This is a genomic window from Streptomyces sp. NPDC050625 (genome assembly GCF_040654755.1).
Taxonomy (GTDB): domain Bacteria; phylum Actinomycetota; class Actinomycetes; order Streptomycetales; family Streptomycetaceae; genus Streptomyces.
On the sequence record NZ_JBFAIQ010000006.1, the window covers coordinates 438,242 to 456,089 of the forward strand.

Genomic DNA, 17,848 nt, shown 5'->3' on the forward strand with positions numbered 1-17,848 from the left:
GCGGGCCGCCGGTCTCATGGCTCCCCGCGGCCCGCGGAGGGGCGAACCACGGGGCGTGTCACATGGGCGACGGGTCCTGTGGGCCCCGGCCCGACAGGACCTCGCCGTATGCCTGCATCAGGTCCGGGAGTCGGAGGGTCGCCAGGTCGTCGCGGGACAGTACGCCGGGGTAGGTCGACAGACGCAGATCCCGGTAGGCGCAGCTCTTCTCGTACAGCGTCCGCAGGAACCGCCCGTTCCCCAGCTCGTCGATCCACCCCTGGTCGACGACGTGCCCGGCGATGGACCGCAGCTCGTCCAGGGCCTCCTCGTCCCACACGTCGCCGTTCTCCGCGGCGAGCACCTCACCGATCGAGGTGAGTTCCAGGGGCCGGTACGAGGGGAAGTCGACGCGGGTCGTGAAGCGGGAGGACAGGCCCGGGTTGGCGGCCAGCAGACGGTCCATGCCCTCCGGGTAACCGGCCAGGATCACCACCAGGTGGTCCCGGTTGTCCTCGGCCCGCTTGAGGAGCACCTGCAGGGCCTCGTCGCCGTACGCGTCGCCCTTGCCGTAGCCCGAGTTGGAGAGCGAGTACGCCTCGTCGACGAACAGCACTCCGCCGATCGCGGAGTCGATCAGCTCGTTCGCCTTGACCGCGGTCTGGCCCAGATACTCGCCGACGAGGTCCGCCCGCTGGGCCTCCACCAGATGGTCGCCGCCGAGCAGGCCGAGGGCGTAGAAGACACGGCCCAGGATGCGGGCCACCGTGGTCTTGCCGGTGCCCGAGGGGCCGGAGAAGACGAAGTGGCGCTTCGGCGGCTGCACCGGCAGCCCCTGCCCGGCCCGCAGCCGCGCCATGTTCAACTGGGCGGACAGCGCCTTGACCTGGCGTTTGACGGGCTCCAGCCCCACCATGCGCTCAAGCTCGGCGAGCGCCTCCTCCAGCAGCGCGGGGTCGGTGGGCCCGGCGGGCAGGGGCGAGGGTACGACGGTCTTCTCCCGCACCGCCGGGTCGCTCACCGGCGACAGCGGACCGGCGGCCGGCAGATCCGGCTCCGGGAACCGCAGGTCGCGGGCCTCGGTGCCGAAGAGCGGATCGAGCACATCGGGGCCGTCCACGCTGTCCTGCCCGGCGCCGGTGAGCGTGATCGCCGCGAGGTCGGCCGCGTCGTCGTACCCGTCGCCCTCGGCGATCGCGGCCAGCCGGGCCGAGGTGTCCATGAACGCGGGGTCGACCCGGTGCACCGCCCGGTACAGCGGCAGCGCCGCCGCACTGCGCCCCGTGCCCTCATGGGCCCGGGCCAGCCAGTACCGCAGCTCCTTGCGCTGGGGCTGTTCGCTGCGGCACCGCATCAGGGCCGCCGACAGCAGCGGCTCCGCCTGCCCGTACATCTCCAGCCGGACCCGTGCCATGCCGCCGAACAGGCCCGCCTCGATGCCCAGCATGGCGTCGTCGAGCAGCGTGTCGGTGTGCCGGACCAGCTGCTCCCAGTCCTTGACCAGATAGGCCCGGCAGGCATGCAGAAAGCGGACCTGCGGGTCGGTGTCCACGGGCGGGAGTCCGGCGAGCGCCCGGTCCAGCTCCGGGACGTGACGGCCGTCCAGCCAGTGCGAGGCGTGCGCGAGCAGCAGGTCGCGCGGGCTCTCCAGCACCGGCTGCACCCACCAGCCCAGCCAGTACCAGGAGTTGAGCGTGCGGCGGTGGCGGGCGCGCTGCTCCCCGAAGCGGTCCCGGTGCCGGAACATCCTGAGCAGCGCGGTCGTCGTGTCGACGCGCAACGCGTGCAGCCCGAGCCAGCCGTCGGCCATGCCGGGATCCATCCGCACCGCGGTGCGGAACTCCTCCTCCGCCTGCGGATAGGCGCCCATCGTGTAGGCGTCCACTCCTCGCAGCCAGGCGAGGTCGGCCGGGGCCTCGGGGCCCTGCGTGCCGAAGTCCATCACGTCCCCCACAAACCGCGCCCCCATAGGTTCACCACCGGGCGGTCGCCCGACGGCCGCCGTGGTCGAACCGCTGTGCCGCGGACCGGAGTTGAAGGTGCGCGAAGCAGCCGTACGAAGGTCGCACCGAGGGCATCGTACCTGCGGGCCGGGTGCCCGCCGAAGGGTGCCGCACGGGCCGTTCGACGAGGTGGGAGCAGACGGGGCGCACAGGGTTCGGTGACCGAGGGTGAGCGAATCGGTGCGCGTGGCTTCCGGAAAACGGGCTCCGGGCAGAACGAAGCCCCCGATCACGGGGGAACAACCGGGGGCTTCGCGTTCATGGGGCGGCGCCAATGACCGCTCATTCAGAACGTAAGTCCTGTACGGCCCCCGGGTCAAGCCGAGTTGAGGCAGTCGAACAAGTTCCCAGGAAGGGTCTTCACAAGTTCAGCACACAGCGGACGGTCCGTCACGGTGGGTGACTTCCTGGTCCGGTCCATTGGCCTCTCCAGGGCCCGGCAGCACCTCGTACCCCTTCTGTGACTGCAGTACCAGAAGGTCGGCGTACGGCCGTGAGGGGTCCTCGGCGAAGTGCCGGTGTTCCGCCCGGACCCACCCGGCCCAGAAGTCCCGCTGCTCGGCCCCGTCCCGCAGACGGCCGCGCGTCCAGGAGTCCTCGTGGGGCATTTCCATCCACAGCAGTCGCGCCAGATGCGGACGCAGCGCCCGGCGGCCCGCGCCGACGCCCTCGATCAGGATCACGGGCGCGGGCGGCAGCGCACGGGGCGGGCCGAAGGCGCGGGCGTGCCAGTCGTAGGGTGCGTACGACGCAGTCTCGCCGCGGCCGAGCGGTTCGATCACCTGCGCCAGCAGGCGCCCGGTCCACTCGAAGAGCTCTTCGTGGCTGGCGATGTCGTCGAGATGCAGCACCGGCGCCCCGCCCAGCGCGGCGGCCAGGCGGCCGGTGAACGTGGACTTCCCGGAGCCGGCGTGCCCGTCGACGGCGATCAGGCGGACCGGTCCGCAGGACGGGGGGAGTTCGCTCAGGCGGGCGGCGAGGTCGTGAATGGCGATTCCCGAGGTGTGATGCGGTGTGGGGTGTTTTCCGGAAACATTCTAGTAGCGGCGTATAGCGGCCGGGGCGCTGACGGAAAAACGTATCACCTTGAACTACTCGCGAGTCGGCCGCCAATCGGTTCATTAATATTCTGAATCGGCTGACCGATATGTCGAATTCGCCGTATCCGGTGTGCCCGGCGCTGAGTAGGGTGCCTGGTGCACAACTGCGACGCGTCGTAACGGGGACGGACAGGGGAAGATGGCCGCGGACTTATTCGAGGGGCAGTATGTGTGGCATCCGGCGGCCGACGACCGTGTCCTCGCGAGCGTATGCGTCGACGTACGCGCCGGAAGATATCTGAGTGCCCACGAAGCCCTGACCGAGACCCGCACCGACTTCGGCCTGCGCGCCCACCGCTCCCTCGTCATGGCCTCCGAGGCCGCCGGCACCGACCTCGTCGAGCGCTGGCTCGCCGAGGAGACGACCCCCGAAGCGGCCCTGATGTGGGCCCGGGTGGCCGTACTGCGCGCGATCCGTGCCGCCGACGCCCGTGACGAGCGGGCCGAGGCCCTGGAACGGATCGCGCTGGCCGCCTGTGACCGGGCCACCGTCATGGCCCCCGCCGACCCCACGCCCTGGGTCGCCAAGCTGGCCATGACCCGGCTGCACCGCCTGCGCGATCCCGCCCCCAACGGCCTGCTCACCGCCCCGCCCGGACCGTGGCGGCTGTTCGCGCACATCCTGACGCTCGACCCGTTCAACCGCGAGGCCCACCACCGCTTCCTCTCCTTCTTCTTCACCCGCCACGGCGGCTCGGTGAACGCGGCCTGGGACGTGGCCGCCTTCCTCAGCCAGCGGGCCCCCGCCGACTCCCCGCTGCGGCTGCTTCCCCTGGTCGCCCTGGTGGAGAGCTACAACCCCACCCAGCTGCTCGCCGACCGCGTCTGGGAGCAGCCCCAGTGGCGCTCCACCGCCCTCGCGATCTACCACAACTGGCTGCCCACGGTGGCCGGTTACCGCTTCACCCCGGTGCTCGACCTGGCCTACCTCGCACACGCGCTGGTCATGGCCCAGTGCGCGTTCGAGGCCCGGGCGGTCTTCGCGGCGATGGGGCCGTACGCCTCGCGCATGCCCTGGAGCGTCTTCGGCGAACCCGAGGAACAGCTCTCCCGGGCCCGGCGCGCATGCGGTCTGCCCGTGCCGGGTGCCGCCTGACGTCCCGCTCGTCCCCTACTGAGAGAAAGGTCGATCAGTGTCAGAACGGATATCGACTCCACGGGCCAGGGCTCGTGGGGGAGAAGACCCGATCGTGCTCGACGACGATGCGACCCTGCATGCGATGGGTTATCCGCGGAAACTCACCCGCCGATTCCAGGCGTTCGACAATTTCGCGATCTCCTTCACCATCATCAATATCCTCTCGGGTATTTTCTCGTCCTTCGGCTTCGGTATGAACGCGGGTGGCCCCCGTGTTCTCGTCTTCGGCTGGATCGGCGTTTCCGTCATGGTGCTGTTCATCGGTGCCGCCATGGCGGAGGTCGCGTCGGCCTATCCGACGAGCGGGGCGCTGTATTTCTCCGCCGGTAAACTCGCCAAGCGACACAAGGGCGCCTGGTCCTGGTACACGGGCTGGCTGAACTTCGTGGGCCAGATCGGCGGCACCGCCGCCACCGGATACGCGGCCGCCACCTTCATCCAGGCCTTCATCGCCCTGCAGTGGTCGTCGTACGTGCCGACCGCGCATCAGACGGTCCTGATCACGGCCCTGATCATCGTGCTCCAGGGGCTCGCCAACACCTACACCGTCCAGCTGGTCGCCGTCCTGAACCGGATTTCCGTGTGGTGGCTGCTGATCGGACTCGTGGTGATCGTGACCACACTGATCGTGATGCCGGACCACCACCAGTCGGCGTCGTTCGTGACGCATTTCGTGAACAACACAGGTTTCACCAACGGGCTTTACGGCGGCATGCTCGGACTGCTGGTCACCAGCTGGACGTTCACCGGCTTCGACGGCAGCTTCCACATGTCGGAGGAAACGGTGCGCGCGACGGTCAACGCGCCGAAGGGGATCACTCGTTCGATAGGTTATTCGGCGATCACCGGCCTGATCCTGATGCTTGCACTGGTCTACAGCATTAGCGACTACGACAAGGTCGCGGGCTCGTCCGCGCCGCCCGTGCAGATTCTCATCGACGGACTGGGCATGGGCTGGGCCAAGGCGCTGCTGCTGGTCGTGATCGGCGCGATGCTCTTCTGCGGCCTGGCCAACCTCACCAGCAACACCCGGCAGATCTTCGCCTTCTCCCGGGACGGCGCCATGCCCGGCTCGCGCCTGTGGCACTCGGTCTCGCCCCGCACCCGTACCCCCGTGAAGGCCGTGTGGCTCGCGGTGGCCTGCTCCCTGGCCCTGGTGCTGCCGGGCTGGTGGTCGCACACCGCGTTCACCGCCATCGTCAGTGTCAACGTTGTCGGGCTCTTCCTCGCCTACGCCGTGCCGATCTTCCTGCGGCTGCGGCTCGGCGACGAGTTCCAGCACGGGCCCTGGCACCTGGGCCGCTGGGGCCGGCCGATCGGCTGGCTGGCGGTGACCTGGATCGTGCTCAGCAGCGTCCTCTTCATGCTGCCGCAGGCCTCGCCGATCACCGTCGACTCCTTCAACTACGCGCCGATCGCGCTCGCCGTCGTCCTGATCGTGGCCACGGTGTGGTGGTTCGCCACCGCCCGCCGCCGCTTCCAGGGGCCGGTCAGCTACGGCCGGCCGGACGAGGTCGCGGCGATGGACCTCATCTGACCCACGCGCCACGGATTCCGGCGCACGTCACCAACGTGCGCCGGGACCGTGCGGATCACCCGGGTACTGCCAGTGGGTGAGACCAATATTGCTGGGCGTGGCATGGGCCGAAGTGCTGGCAGGGGCATGGCGTCTCGGCCATAGTTGGCGCACTGCTGCCACTCGGACACCGGGGGTCTTTTGCCCATGAGCAGAGCCGAACAGCCGTCCCGCAGAACCGTTCTGGCCGCGGCGGTCGCCGCCGCGGTGGCCGGTGGCACGGGCCCTGCGGCCGCCGTGACCGCCACCGCGCACGACACCGACGACGCGGGCCCCACCCGCCTTGTCGACAACCGTGCCTGGATCACCTACAGCGACTGGCGCTCCGGCAGTTGCCAGGGCGTCCGGGCCGTCGCGGGCAGCCGCCCGGGCGTGATGATCGCCGCCCCGGCGGGCACCGTGGACTACCCGGACCCGCACACCGGCACCACGGCCGCCTGGGAGTACGCGACCTGGACCTCGCCGGTCCACCGGCTGAGCGTCCCCGCCACCGAGGCGATCGCCTCCTGGAACGCGCACACCCCGGCCGGCACCTGGCTCCAGGTCGAGCTGACCGGCACCTACTCCGACGGCACGGCGACGCCCTGGTACGTGATGGGCCGCTGGGCGGCCGGCGACCAGGACATCAAGCGGACCTCGGTGGACGACCAGACCGACGGCAAGAGCACCATCTGGACGGACACCTTCGCCATCGACGACGCCTCCACCGGCCTGCGCCTGGTGTCGTACCGGCTGCGGCTGACCCTGTACCGCAGGCCGGGCACCAAGCTCACCCCCACCGTCTGGCGGCTCGGGGCCATGGGCTCCGACATCCCCGACCGCTTCACCGTCGCGGCCTCCACGCCGGGGCTGGCCCAGGAACTGAGCGTCCCGCGCTACTCGCAGGAGATCCACAAGGGGCAGTACCCCGAGTACGACAACGGCGGCGAGGCCTGGTGCAGCCCCACCTCCTCGCAGATGATCATCGAGTACTGGGGCGGCCGGCTCACCCCCGAGCAGCTCGCCTGGGTCGATCCGTCGTACGCCGACCCGCAGGTGTGCCACGCGGCCCGGTACACCTACGACTATCAGTACGCGGGCTGCGGCAACTGGCCGTTCAACGCCGCCTACGCCGCCACCTTCGACGGCCTCCAGGGCGTGGTCACCCGGCTCGGCTCGCTCACCGACCTGGAGCTGCTGATCGCGGCCGGTATCCCGGCCATAACGTCCCAGTCCTTCCTCAAGACCGAGCTGACGGGCGCCGGTTACGGCACCTCGGGCCATCTGATGACGGTGATCGGCTTCACCGCCGAGGGCGATGTGATCGCCAACGACCCGGCCTCGCCGAGCGACGAGGCGGTGCGGCGGGTGTACCTGAGGAGGGAGTTCGAGAACATCTGGCTGCGGACCAAGCGGTACAACGCCAGCGGCAAGGTCGTCTCCGGCACGGGTGGCGTGTGCTACCTGTACTTCCCGGACCGTCCGAGCCCGCGCCAGCGCAAGGCGCTCGCCGCGGTGGGGGTGCGCTGACCGTGTGACCGACGTCTCCGCCGCAAAAGCCGTCGCGGGTGGCAAGGTGGACAGACCGGTGGGGGGAGTCCACCTGTACGTCCGACCTCAGCGAGACACCATGACCGCACACTCAGCCACCGCCACCCGCGCCCGCACCGGCGGGCCCAGGGACGACGGCCCGAAGATCGTCGAGCACATCCTGGGGTGGGTCCTGGTCGCGGTCGTCGCGATGCTCGTCACCCGGCTCGGACTGCTGTGACCTGACGCCGTGACCTGACACATTGCCGACCTGACATACTTCGGGTGTCCCGCCGCCCGTTGAGACCAGGTCGAAATTGAATATGCGCCAGCAGCCTGCCGTCGTCCGCCCCCGGGCGCGCGGAACCGAGCGCTCTTCGGCGCGTCGGGCAGAACTCATCGGCATCGGGCGGAAGTTGTTCGCCGACACGTCCTACGACGCGCTCTCCATGGACGACATCGCCCGGCAGGCGCATGTCGCCAAGGGGCTGATCTACTACTACTTCCAGTCCAAGCGCGGCTACTACCTGGCGATCATCCACGACTCCGTCGCCGACCTGGTCACCTTTGCCGCGAGCGGCCGTGAACTGGCGGCCGTGGACCGCGTCCACCGCACCATCGACAGCTATCTGCGCTACGCCGAGCACAACCAGGCCGCCTTCCGGACCATCGTCAGCGGCGGCGTCGGCTTCGACGCCGAGGTGCACGCCATCCGGGACGGTGTGCGCGAGGCGATCGTCGGCACCATAGCCGAGGGTGCCTACGGCCGCAGCGACATCGCGCCGCTGGCCCGGATGGGTCTGCTCGCCTGGGTGTGCAGCGTCGAGGGCGCCACCCTCGACTGGATGGACCACCTCGAACTCTCCCGCGACACCATGCGCGAACTGCTGGTGAAGACACTGGGCGGAGCCCTGCGCGCCATCGAGGAACTGGACCCGTCCTACCCGGCTCCGCAGCCCGCCCGCCGGGAGGACTGACACCGACGGGGCGGAGGCCGCCGCCTCCGCCCCGAGCCGATGGCGCCGGTGCCCGGCTAGTTGATCGCCTTGATCAGCTCACCGTTCGCGGTGTCCCCGCTCAGCTCCCAGAAGAAGGTGCCGCCCAGGCCCTGCTGGTTCTTGTACGTCATCTTCGTCCCGATGGTCGACGGGGTGTCGTAACTCCACCAGTTACTGCCGCACTTGGCGTATGCGGTACCGCCCACGGTGCCGGTCGCCGGGCACTTGGACTTGAGCACCTTGTAGTCCTCGATGCCCTGCTCGTACGTCCCGGCCGCCGGCCCGGTCGCGGAGCCGCCCGGTGCCGCCTGGGTGACGCCGGTCCAGCCGCGCCCGTAGAAGCCGATGCCCAGCAGCAGCTTCGAGGCCGGGATGCCCAGGCCCTTCAGCTTCGCGATGGTCGCCGACGTGTAGTAGTTCGCCTTCGGGATGCCGGAGTAGGAGTTCAGCGGCGAGTGCGGGGCCGTCGGGCCCGTCGGGTCCCAGGCGCCGAAGTAGTCGTACGTCATCGGGTTGTACCAGTTGACGTACTGCGCCGCCCCCGCGTAGTCCGCCGCGTCGATCTTGCCGCCGCTGGTGGCGTCGGCGGTGATCGCCGCGGTGACCAGCGCGCTGCCGCCGAACTTGGAGCGCAGCGCCGCCAGCAGGTTCCGGAAGGCCGCCCGGCCGCTGGTGTCACAGGTGTTGCCGCAGGCGTTCGGGTACTCCCAGTCGATGTCGATGCCGTCGAAGACACCCGCCCACTTGGAGTTCTTCACGAGGTCGTAGCAGGACTGGGCGAACGCGGCGGGGTTGCGCGCGGCCTCGCCGAAGCCGCTGGACCAGGTCCAGCCGCCGAAGGACCAAAGGATCTTGAGTCCGGGGTGCTTCTTCTTCAGCTTGCGGAGCTGGTTGAAGTTGCCGCGCAGCGGCTGGTCCCAGGTGTCGGCGACGCCGTCCACCGACTCGGCCGCGGTGTAGGCGCGGTCGGTCGCCGCGTAGGAGTCGCCCATCGCGCACTTGCCGCCGGTGACATTGCCGAAGGCGTAGTTGATGTGGGTCAGCCGGGTGGCCGAACCGGACGTCTCGATGTTCTTGACGTAGTACTTGCGGTCGTAGGTGCCCCATTCGGTGAAGTAGCCGACGACCTTCGAGCCTGCGGCCTTCGGGGCGTCGGGGGCCGCGGCGGTGGCGGTACCCGCGTCGGCCAGCAGTCCGGCGCCGAGGACGGCGCAGCACGCGGCGGACACGAGCGCCCGGAATCGGGTGCGGGGAGGGTGCATCGGGTGTCTCCTCGTGGGGGAGAGGGGAACGCGCGCCGATTGGCATGAACGCGGTGAAGCGTTGGTTCGAGAGATTAGGAGGACTAGACCACTTGGTCAATGGTTCGGACCAATTTCGGGCCCGTGGAATTCTGGGGTGGACTTCTTGAAGTAAGCGGTCGTTAACTGGTGACTGGAGGTCGCTGATCGGGCATACTCACAGCGCAGAGCCGCTGGTCAGCAGCCTCCGAGACCCGGAAGCGCGCGCAGCGGCCGAACCCGTGGAAGACCAGGCGGCGCCGCCGGACCCCAGGCGCACGTCGCCGATGCGCCCGAACAGGGAGGAGACCGTCGCCATGTCCGACCGCGCCCCGCAGCCGGTGGAGCGTCAGCTGCCCACCGACGAGGCCAGGGACCTGATCTCACTCGTCCGCGACATCGCGCAGCGAGAGATCGCCCCGAGGGCGGCAGAGGAGGAGGACGCCGGACGCTTCCCCCGTGAGGTCTTCAGCCTCCTTTCGGACTCCGGCCTGCTCGGCCTGCCGTACGACTCCGAGTACGGCGGCGGCGACCAGCCGTACGAGGTCTACCTCCAGGTCCTCGAAGAGCTCGCCACGGCCCGGCTCACCGTCGGCCTCGGCGTCAGCGTGCACACCCTGTCCTGCTACGCGCTCGCCGCCTACGGAACCAAGCAGCAGCAGGTCGAGCACCTGCCCGCGATGCTCGGCGGCGGACTGCTCGGCGCGTACTGCCTCTCCGAGCCGGCCTCCGGCTCCGACGCCGCGTCCCTGCGGACCAAGGCGGTCCGGGACGGCGACAGCTGGGTGATCAGCGGTACCAAGGCCTGGATCACCCACGGCGGGATCGCCGACTTCTACACCGTGATGGCCCGCACCGGCGAGGACGGTTCCCGCGGCATCTCCGCGTTCCTGGTGCCCGGGGACGCCGAGGGACTGAGCGGCGCGCTGCCCGAGAAGAAGATGGGCATGAAGGGCTCGCCCACCGCCCAGGTCCACTTCGACGGCGTACGCGTCCCCGACGACCGGCTCATCGGCGAGGAGGGCCAGGGCTTCGCCATCGCCCTGTCCGCGCTCGACTCCGGCCGGCTCGGCATCGCGGCCTGCGCGATCGGCCTGGCCCAGTCGGCGCTGGACGAGGCGATCGCCTACGCCACCGAGCGGCGCCAGTTCGGGCACCCGATCTCCGACTTCCAGGGCCTGCGGTTCATGCTCGCCGACATGGCCACCCAGATCGAGGCGGGCCGGGCGCTGTACCTCGCGGCGGCGCGGCTGCGCGACGCGGGCCGGCCGTTCGCCAAGCAGGCGGCCATGGCCAAGCTGCACTGCACGGACACGGCGATGAAGGTGACGACGGACGCCGTGCAGATACTCGGCGGGTACGGCTACACCGCCGACTTCCCCGTCGAGCGCTATATGCGCGAGGCCAAGGTCCTGCAGATCGTCGAGGGCACGAACCAGATCCAGCGGATGGTCATCGCCCGCCATCTGGCGGGTCCCGAGAGCCGCTGAACCGGTCGGGCGACGCCGCGGGGCAGGCTCAGCGGTCCATGAGTTCGCTGAAGTACCCCTGCATGACCGTGGGGGCCGCCAGTTTGATCCACTCCGGATCGTGGCGGCCCGGCAGGGTGCGTCCCCGGTCGGCCCAGGCACGCATCAGCGCGCGGTAGATGGGCGGGTCCTGGGGCTGGGGCGGCGGAACCGATCCTGCAGGCGGGGGCACGAAGAGAAGGCGCTGACGCCCGGTCCCCGAGTACGTGACGGTCATGCCTGGGCAACGCCCGGGTGGCCGGACAGGTCACCGGTGCGCCGAATCGTGCGTGAGTTCACGGACGTCCGGTCGCACCTCTGGCCACCCCCAGCGGTCTGACGTACCGTCAGGCGCACTTCCTCAAGGGGGTCCGCCGGTGGCTGACGACCGTCCCGTACCGCTCGACGAATACCCGGTGCACCAGGTCCCGCTGTCCATGAGGCATGTGGCGACCGGAGACCGGAACGCCTACGACCGCTGCATCTTCCACGTCCTCGACCACGAGGGACGTGCCCTGCTCATCCTCGGCCTCGGCGTCTACCCGAACGCCGGGGTGATCGACGCGTACGCGACCCTGCGCACCGGGGACACCCTGCACGCCGTACGGGCCTCGGACGCGCTCGGCGACGACCGGATGCGGCTCGCCGTCGGACCGCTGCGCATCGAGGTCGAGGAGCCCCTGCGGCGGTTCCGTCTGACCTGCGAGGACTCCCTCTCGTACGACCTCACCTGGACCGCCGGCTTCCCGGCCCTGTGGGAACCCCACCACCTCCAGCGCCGGGGCGGGCGGCTGACCCTGGAGGGGCGCCGCTTCGTCCAGGCGGGCCACGTGGAGGGCGTCGTCCGAGCCGGGGACGAGGAGTTCCGCGTCACCGCCGAGGAATGGACCGGCACCCGCGACCGCAGCTGGGGAGTGCGGCCGATCCCCGGGGAGGAGGGCGGACGGCTCGCCGAGGACCACCCGCCCGAGGGCTTCCACTGGATCTGGTGCCCCGTCCGCTTCGAGGACCGCTTCCTGATGGTCGTCGTGCAGGAGGACGCCGACGGCTACCGCACCCTGAACGACGCGACACTCGTCGTCCCCGGCCGTCGCGACCGCCAACTCGGCTGGCCCCGGGCGGAGATCGGCTACCGCTCCGGCACCCGCCACCCGGAGCGCGCGCTCATCCATCTCGGCGACCCGCGAAAGCCCCTGGAACTGGAGGCGGAGATCCTGACGTCGTCCCCGCTCGCCCTCGGCGCCGGCTATCCACCCGCCGACGACTGGCAGCACGGCACCTGGCGCGGCCGCGGCTGGTCGGACCGTCGTACCTACGACCTCTCGGACCCCACCGCCCATCGGCTCGCGTCCTTCGGCGTCACGGACCACGCGGCCCGCTTCACGCTCGACGGCCGGGTGGGCCACGGCATCTTCGAACACGGCTCGTTCGGGCGGCACGACCCGAGCGGCTTCACCGGATTCGACTCGGTCGCGCCCTGAGGGAGGCGGAGATGGCCACGGCACCCCGACCCCGCACCACCACCCGCGACCCCGAGGAACTCGCCCGCCGTCTCACCGACTGGCTCGGCACCCGGCTGCCCGGCGCCAAGGCCGTCGGGGTGAGCGTCCCGGCCTCCAACGGAATGTCCAGCGAGACCCTCCTCTTCAACATCGAGCACCCCGAACCACCCTTGCTTGCCTGCGCGTTGCGGCTCGCGGCGGACCCGGCGGCGTACACGGTGTTCCCCGAGTACGACATGGTCCGCCAGTACCGCACGATGCGCCTGGTGGCCGACCGCTCGGACCTTCCCGTGCCGAAAGCACTCTGGCTGGAGGAGGACCCCGGGCCGCTCGGCGCGCCGTTCTTCGTCATGGAGCGGGTCGAGGGACGTGTGCCACCCGACGTCATGCCCTATACGTACGAGGGCAGTTGGCTGCACGCGGCGACCGACACCGAGCGCGAGCACCTGGAGGCGGCCTCCGTCGCACTCCTGGCCCGACTGCACGATCAGGTCCCGGCCGGGGAAGCCGCGTTCCTCGCCCTGCCCGGCGACGGCGACCCGCTCCACAACCACGTCGCGTCCCAACGCGCCTACTACGAATGGGTCGTCGGCGGTCTGTCCCGCTCACCGCTCATCGAGGCCGCCTTCGACCGGCTGGCCGAACTGTGGCCGCACGAGCCCGGCGCGCCCGTGCTCAACTGGGGCGACGCCCGCATCGGGAACGTCGTCTACGACGGCTTCGAACCCGTGGCCGTCCTCGACTGGGAGATGGCGGCACTCGCCCCGCGCGAGGTGGACCTCGGCTGGACCGTCTATCTGCACCGCTTCTTCCACGACCTCACGGTCGCCTCCGGCCAGTGCGGACTGCCCGGCTTCCTGCGCCGCGAGCGCGTCGAGGAACGGTACGCGCGGCTGACCGGCCACACCCCGCGGGACATGGACTTCTACACCCTGTACGCCGCCCTGCGGCACGCGATCGTCATGCTGCGGGTCGCCTACCGCCAGGCGTACTTCGGTGAGGTCGCCGTCCCGGCGGACCCGGACACACTGATCCTGCACCACGGCAGCCTGCGTGCCATGGTGCAGGGCAGCTACTGGGACTGAGCGAGGCCGTGCGCGGAGCCGGTCGGCTCAGGCGGCGGCCTGGCGGCGCATCGCCGGTACGCGCATCGGGCGTGAGCCCGGGCCGCCGACGTGCGAGAAGGGCTGTGTCCTCCAGTTCAGGCCCTGGGGAAGCGTCAGCACGACGGCGGTGCCCTGCTCCTGCTGCCCGAGGGACTCCTCCGCGGGGCGGGCGTCGGCCGCGGCACGGCCCGTGCCGGCACACACCGTCAGCCCGAACGGGTTCCACGGCGAGGCGCACAGCGCGTGCTCCGGCAGGACGTCCTCGTCCGCCAGCACGGCGATGGGCTGCGCGCAGTCCGGGCAGATCACCCGGTACATCTCGAAGGTGTCGTAGTCGTCGGCGTCCTCGGCGTCGTAGGCGTCGGGTTCGACGCCCTCCGGCTCGGGCTCGACGACCAACTGCGGGCGCTTGGGCGCGGTACGACCAGGGCGCTTGGGATTCTGCATGGGATTCTCCCCCTCGGGCTGGGCCGTGAAGGCACTGCGGCCTCGACCACAGCAAGCACTTCCCGTCCCCTCTGGGCGGTAATCGTGAGTGCATCACGGAGCGCGCTCAACCGCTGTGGCGTTCGTCACATGCCGCTTGCAGGTGCCCGGTGCGGCGGGTTTGTCCCCCGGACGGCGCACAGCCTGCGCTCCGGGACATCACGAACCGGCCATGACCTGGGCTGCTCGGGTATCCGAGGAGGTCAGGCGCACTGTAGGTTCTTGCGCCATGGAGGAGCTGGACCGTCAGATCGTGCAGCTGCTCGTCAAGGACGGGCGGATGAGCTACACAGACCTGGGCAAGGCCACGGGGCTGTCCACGTCGGCCGTGCACCAGCGGGTGCGCCGGCTGGAACAGCGTGGCGTCATCCGCGGCTATGCCGCCGTCGTCGACCCCGAGGCGGTCGGGCTGCCCATGACCGCGTTCATCTCGGTGAAACCGTTCGACCCCAGCGCGCCCGACGACATCGCGGACCGCCTCGCCGACGTCCCGGAGATCGAGGCCTGCCACAGCGTCGCGGGCGACGAGAACTACATCCTCAAGGTCCGTGTGGCCACTCCGCACGAACTGGAGGAACTGCTCGCCCGGCTGCGCTCGCTGGCGGGCGTGTCGACGCGCACGACGGTGGTGCTCTCCACGCCGTACGAGGCGCGGCCGCCGATGATCTGACAGGCGCCCCGAGTGCGGTGCGCGTCGCCTCGCGCGAGACACTGTTCGGCATGAGTGAGCGCCCGGCCGACCCGAAGACCGTCCTGCTGCGCCGCGGGGAGGTGCACAGTCCCGCGGACCCCTTCGCCACCGCGATGGTCGTGGAGCGCGGCCAGGTGGCGTGGGTCGGTTCCGAGGGGGCCGCCGACGCCTTCGCGGACGGTGCCGACGAGGTCGTCGACCTGGACGGTGCCCTCGTCACCCCGGCCTTCAGCGACGCCCACGTCCACACCACGTCCACCGGCCTGGCCCTGACCGGTCTCGACCTCTCCGGCGCGCCGTCCCTGGATGCGGCCCTGACCCTCGTACGGGACTTCGCCGCCGCCCGCCCCGACGACCGTGTCCTGCTCGGTCACGGCTGGGACGCCGCCCGCTGGCCCGGCGGCCGCCCGCCGACGCGCGCGGAGCTCGACGAGGCCACCGGCGGACGCCCGCTCTACCTCTCCCGTATCGACGTCCACTCGGCGGTCGTCACGACGGCCCTGCTGGACCTGGTCCCCGGCCTCGTCGTCCGCGACGACGCCCCGCTCACCAGCGACGACCACCACGCCGTCCGCGCCGCCGCGCTCGGCGCCCTCGCACCGGCCCAACGCACCGAGGCCCAGCGGGCCGCCCTCGCGCACGCCGCCTCCCTGGGCATCGGGTCCGTCCACGAGTGCGGCGGCCCCAAGATCTCGTCCGAGGACGACTTCACGAGCCTGCTGCGGCTCGCCGCCGAGATGCCGGGCCCCAGGGTCGTCGGCTACTGGGCCGAGCAGGGCGACGTGGGCGTCGCCAGGGCACGGGAACTGGGCGCGCTCGGCGCCGCCGGAGACCTGTTCGTCGACGGCGCCCTCGGCTCGCACACCGCCTGTCTGCACCAGCCGTACGCCGACGCCGGCCACACCGGCACCGCCTACCTCGACGCGGACGCCGTCGCCGCGCATGTCGTGGCCTGCACCGAGGCGGGCCTCCAGGCGGGCTTCCACGCGATCGGCGACGCCGCCGTGACCGCCGTGGTCGAGGGCGTGCGCGCCGCCGCCGACAAGCTCGGCCCGGCCCGCGTACGCGCCGCCCGGCACCGTGTCGAGCACGCCGAGATGCTCACCCCCGAGACCGTCGCCGCCTTCGCCGAGCTGGGTCTGACGGCTTCCGTGCAGCCCGCCTTCGACGCGCTGTGGGGCGGCGAGGACGGCATGTACGCCCAGCGCCTGGGCGCGGAGCGGGCCCGGCTGCTGAACCCCTTCGCGGAGCTGCTGCGGGCCGGTGTCCCGCTCGCCTTCGGCTCCGACAGCCCGGTCACCCCCCTCGACCCGTGGGGCACGGTCCGTTCGGCCGCCTTCCACCGGACACCGGAGCACCGCGTCTCCGTACGCGCCGCCTTCACCGCGCACACGCGCGGCGGCTGGCGGGCCATCGGCCGCGACGACGCGGGGGTCCTGGTGCCCGGAGCGCCTGCCGACTATGCCGTGTGGCGCACCGACGAACTGGTCGTCCAGGCCCCCGACGACCGCGTCGCCCGCTGGTCGACCGACCCTCGTTCGGGTACACCTGGGCTGCCCGATCTGACGCCGGGCAACGACCTTCCGGTCTGCCTGAGCACCGTGGTGGGCGGACGGACCGTGTTCGTACGGCCGGGCGAGTGATCTCCCGGGGTGGCGCGGTCGGGATCGGCCGCCGCCGCCCCGTCGCGCGACCTGCGCATCCTCCGCACCGACCAGGTCTTCGGGGGTGTTTTCGCAGGTCAAACGGGTGTTGACAGCCAGCCGCAGGCGGCCGGTAGGTTCGGCGAGTCCACCACGGGACGCCCGACCGGAGAACCTCCGCGCACTCGTCGCAGCGCCGCTGGGTCAGGGACGGTGTGCCGCACCGGGGCATCGTCACTGGGAGCCAGGCTCAGCGCCCGCGCCGACGAGGGAACGTTCCGGCCGGTCGGGGAGGTGTGACCCGGATGGGGCCCGGACGCTCAGTAGACAACGGCTTCAGGTCGACCCGCAGCCAGCGGGTCCCAGGTCGGCCCGAAGGGCGCCGGGCCCCCATCCGCAGCGCGCAGAGTAGCCGAAATGAAGCTTCTTACCCCGCTCTTGTGGAATCGACACCACCATACGAACGAGCTGTCACGTCGGCGCAGGCCGCGGCCACTATGGTGGGACCCCTGCGTACGACATGAAGGGGCAGCAGTGAACGACGGCGACGGGACCCTCGCGGCACAGGCCCAGGGGAGGCAGTTCGGCCCGCTCGGCACGGCCTTGGTGATCATCCCGACCTACAACGAGGCGGAGAACATCAAGTCCATCGTCGGCCGGGTCCGCAAGGCCGTCCCCGAGGCGCACGTTCTCGTGGCGGACGACAACAGCCCCGACGGCACCGGCAAGCTCGCCGACGAGCTGGCCGCCGAGGACGATCACGTCCAGGTGCTGCACCGCAAGGGCAAGGAGGGCCTCGGCGCCGCCTACCTCGCGGGCTTCCGCTGGGGCCTCGACAACGGCTACGGCGTGCTCGTCGAGATGGACGCCGACGGCTCCCACCAGCCCGAGGAACTGCCGCGCCTGCTCACCGCCCTCAAGGGCGCCGACCTCGTGCTCGGCTCGCGCTGGGTGCCCGGCGGCCGGGTCGTGAACTGGCCCAGGTCCCGCGAGTTCCTCTCGCGCGGCGGCAGCACCTACTCGCGCATCATGCTCGACGTCCCGATCCGCGATGTGACCGGCGGCTACCGCGCCTTCCGCCGCGAGACCCTGGAAGGCCTCGGGCTCGACGAGGTGGCCTCGCAGGGGTACTGCTTCCAGGTCGACCTGGCCCGGCGCGCGGTCAGGGCCGGCTACCACGTCGTCGAGGTGCCGATCACATTCGTGGAGCGGGAACTCGGCGACTCCAAGATGAGCCGTGACATCGTCGTCGAGGCCCTGTGGCGGGTCACGGCGTGGGGCCTGGGGGAGCGGGTCGGCAGGATCAAGGGCAAGGGCAAGCAGGCATAG

The 17,848-nt window shown here is 70.9% G+C and carries 16 protein-coding genes; 11 read left to right on the top strand and 5 right to left on the bottom strand.

Annotated elements, in window-relative coordinates:
* Nucleotides 1-58: 58 nt before the first annotated feature.
* The gene (locus AB0I54_RS17715; protein ID WP_363296956.1) at nucleotides 59-1,921 is read right to left on the bottom strand and encodes an AAA family ATPase; all 1,863 of its coding nucleotides are present in this window, start codon (nucleotides 1,919-1,921) and stop codon (nucleotides 59-61) included.
* Nucleotides 1,922-2,350: 429 nt separating this feature from the next.
* The gene (locus AB0I54_RS17720) at nucleotides 2,351-2,971 is read right to left on the bottom strand and encodes a hypothetical protein (RefSeq protein ID WP_363296957.1); all 621 of its coding nucleotides are present in this window, start codon (nucleotides 2,969-2,971) and stop codon (nucleotides 2,351-2,353) included.
* 250 nt (nucleotides 2,972-3,221) lie between these two features.
* Between AB0I54_RS17720 and AB0I54_RS17725 the strand changes: the two genes are divergently transcribed.
* From AB0I54_RS17725 to AB0I54_RS17745, 5 genes are all read left to right on the top strand, one after another.
* Nucleotides 3,222-4,178 carry a hypothetical protein gene (locus AB0I54_RS17725; RefSeq protein WP_363296891.1) on the top strand — a complete coding sequence of 319 codons (957 nt, stop codon included), beginning with the start codon at nucleotides 3,222-3,224 and terminating at the stop codon, nucleotides 4,176-4,178.
* Between the two features lie 37 nt (nucleotides 4,179-4,215).
* Nucleotides 4,216-5,757 carry an amino acid permease gene (locus tag AB0I54_RS17730; protein ID WP_363296892.1) on the top strand — a complete coding sequence of 514 codons (1,542 nt, stop codon included), beginning with the start codon at nucleotides 4,216-4,218 and terminating at the stop codon, nucleotides 5,755-5,757.
* Between the two features lie 186 nt (nucleotides 5,758-5,943).
* The gene (locus tag AB0I54_RS17735) at nucleotides 5,944-7,305 is read left to right on the top strand and encodes a peptidase C39 family protein (RefSeq protein WP_363296893.1); all 1,362 of its coding nucleotides are present in this window, start codon (nucleotides 5,944-5,946) and stop codon (nucleotides 7,303-7,305) included.
* A gap of 100 nt (nucleotides 7,306-7,405) precedes the next feature.
* A complete protein-coding gene (locus AB0I54_RS17740; protein WP_363296894.1) occupies nucleotides 7,406-7,546 on the top strand; it encodes an SCO1431 family membrane protein in 141 nt (46 codons plus the stop codon).
* Nucleotides 7,547-7,622: 76 nt separating this feature from the next.
* Entirely contained in the window at nucleotides 7,623-8,282 is a 660-nt protein-coding gene (locus tag AB0I54_RS17745) for a TetR/AcrR family transcriptional regulator (RefSeq protein WP_363296895.1), read from the top strand.
* A gap of 56 nt (nucleotides 8,283-8,338) precedes the next feature.
* Here the strand turns inward: AB0I54_RS17745 and AB0I54_RS17750 are convergent, their stop codons facing one another.
* Nucleotides 8,339-9,565: a glycoside hydrolase family 18 protein gene (locus AB0I54_RS17750; RefSeq protein ID WP_363296896.1), complete on the bottom strand. Its 1,227-nt coding sequence runs from the start codon at nucleotides 9,563-9,565 to the stop codon at nucleotides 8,339-8,341.
* Nucleotides 9,566-9,900: 335 nt separating this feature from the next.
* Here AB0I54_RS17750 and AB0I54_RS17755 point away from each other — a divergent pair, with 335 nt between their 5' ends.
* Nucleotides 9,901-11,073: an acyl-CoA dehydrogenase gene (locus tag AB0I54_RS17755; RefSeq protein WP_363296897.1), complete on the top strand. Its 1,173-nt coding sequence runs from the start codon at nucleotides 9,901-9,903 to the stop codon at nucleotides 11,071-11,073.
* A 28-nt stretch (nucleotides 11,074-11,101) separates the two neighbouring features.
* Here the strand turns inward: AB0I54_RS17755 and AB0I54_RS17760 are convergent, their stop codons facing one another.
* The gene (locus tag AB0I54_RS17760; protein ID WP_363296898.1) at nucleotides 11,102-11,329 is read right to left on the bottom strand and encodes a hypothetical protein; all 228 of its coding nucleotides are present in this window, start codon (nucleotides 11,327-11,329) and stop codon (nucleotides 11,102-11,104) included.
* A 139-nt stretch (nucleotides 11,330-11,468) separates the two neighbouring features.
* Between AB0I54_RS17760 and AB0I54_RS17765 the strand changes: the two genes are divergently transcribed.
* Nucleotides 11,469-12,572 carry a hypothetical protein gene (locus AB0I54_RS17765; protein ID WP_363296899.1) on the top strand — a complete coding sequence of 368 codons (1,104 nt, stop codon included), beginning with the start codon at nucleotides 11,469-11,471 and terminating at the stop codon, nucleotides 12,570-12,572.
* A gap of 11 nt (nucleotides 12,573-12,583) precedes the next feature.
* Complete coding sequence (locus AB0I54_RS17770; protein ID WP_363296900.1) at nucleotides 12,584-13,678, top strand: phosphotransferase family protein; 1,095 nt, start codon at nucleotides 12,584-12,586, stop codon at nucleotides 13,676-13,678.
* 27 nt (nucleotides 13,679-13,705) lie between these two features.
* Here the strand turns inward: AB0I54_RS17770 and AB0I54_RS17775 are convergent, their stop codons facing one another.
* Nucleotides 13,706-14,146 (bottom strand): hypothetical protein, encoded by a 441-nt coding sequence (locus AB0I54_RS17775; protein ID WP_363296901.1) that lies wholly within the window; start codon nucleotides 14,144-14,146, stop codon nucleotides 13,706-13,708.
* 268 nt (nucleotides 14,147-14,414) lie between these two features.
* Between AB0I54_RS17775 and AB0I54_RS17780 the strand changes: the two genes are divergently transcribed.
* From AB0I54_RS17780 to AB0I54_RS17790, 3 genes are all read left to right on the top strand, one after another.
* On the top strand, nucleotides 14,415-14,855 hold the full coding sequence (locus AB0I54_RS17780; protein WP_263206489.1) for an Lrp/AsnC family transcriptional regulator: 441 nt from the start codon (nucleotides 14,415-14,417) through the stop codon (nucleotides 14,853-14,855).
* A 50-nt stretch (nucleotides 14,856-14,905) separates the two neighbouring features.
* Complete coding sequence (locus AB0I54_RS17785) at nucleotides 14,906-16,519, top strand: amidohydrolase (protein ID WP_363296902.1); 1,614 nt, start codon at nucleotides 14,906-14,908, stop codon at nucleotides 16,517-16,519.
* A 534-nt stretch (nucleotides 16,520-17,053) separates the two neighbouring features.
* On the top strand, nucleotides 17,054-17,848 hold the full coding sequence (locus AB0I54_RS17790) for a polyprenol monophosphomannose synthase (RefSeq protein WP_363296903.1): 795 nt from the start codon (nucleotides 17,054-17,056) through the stop codon (nucleotides 17,846-17,848).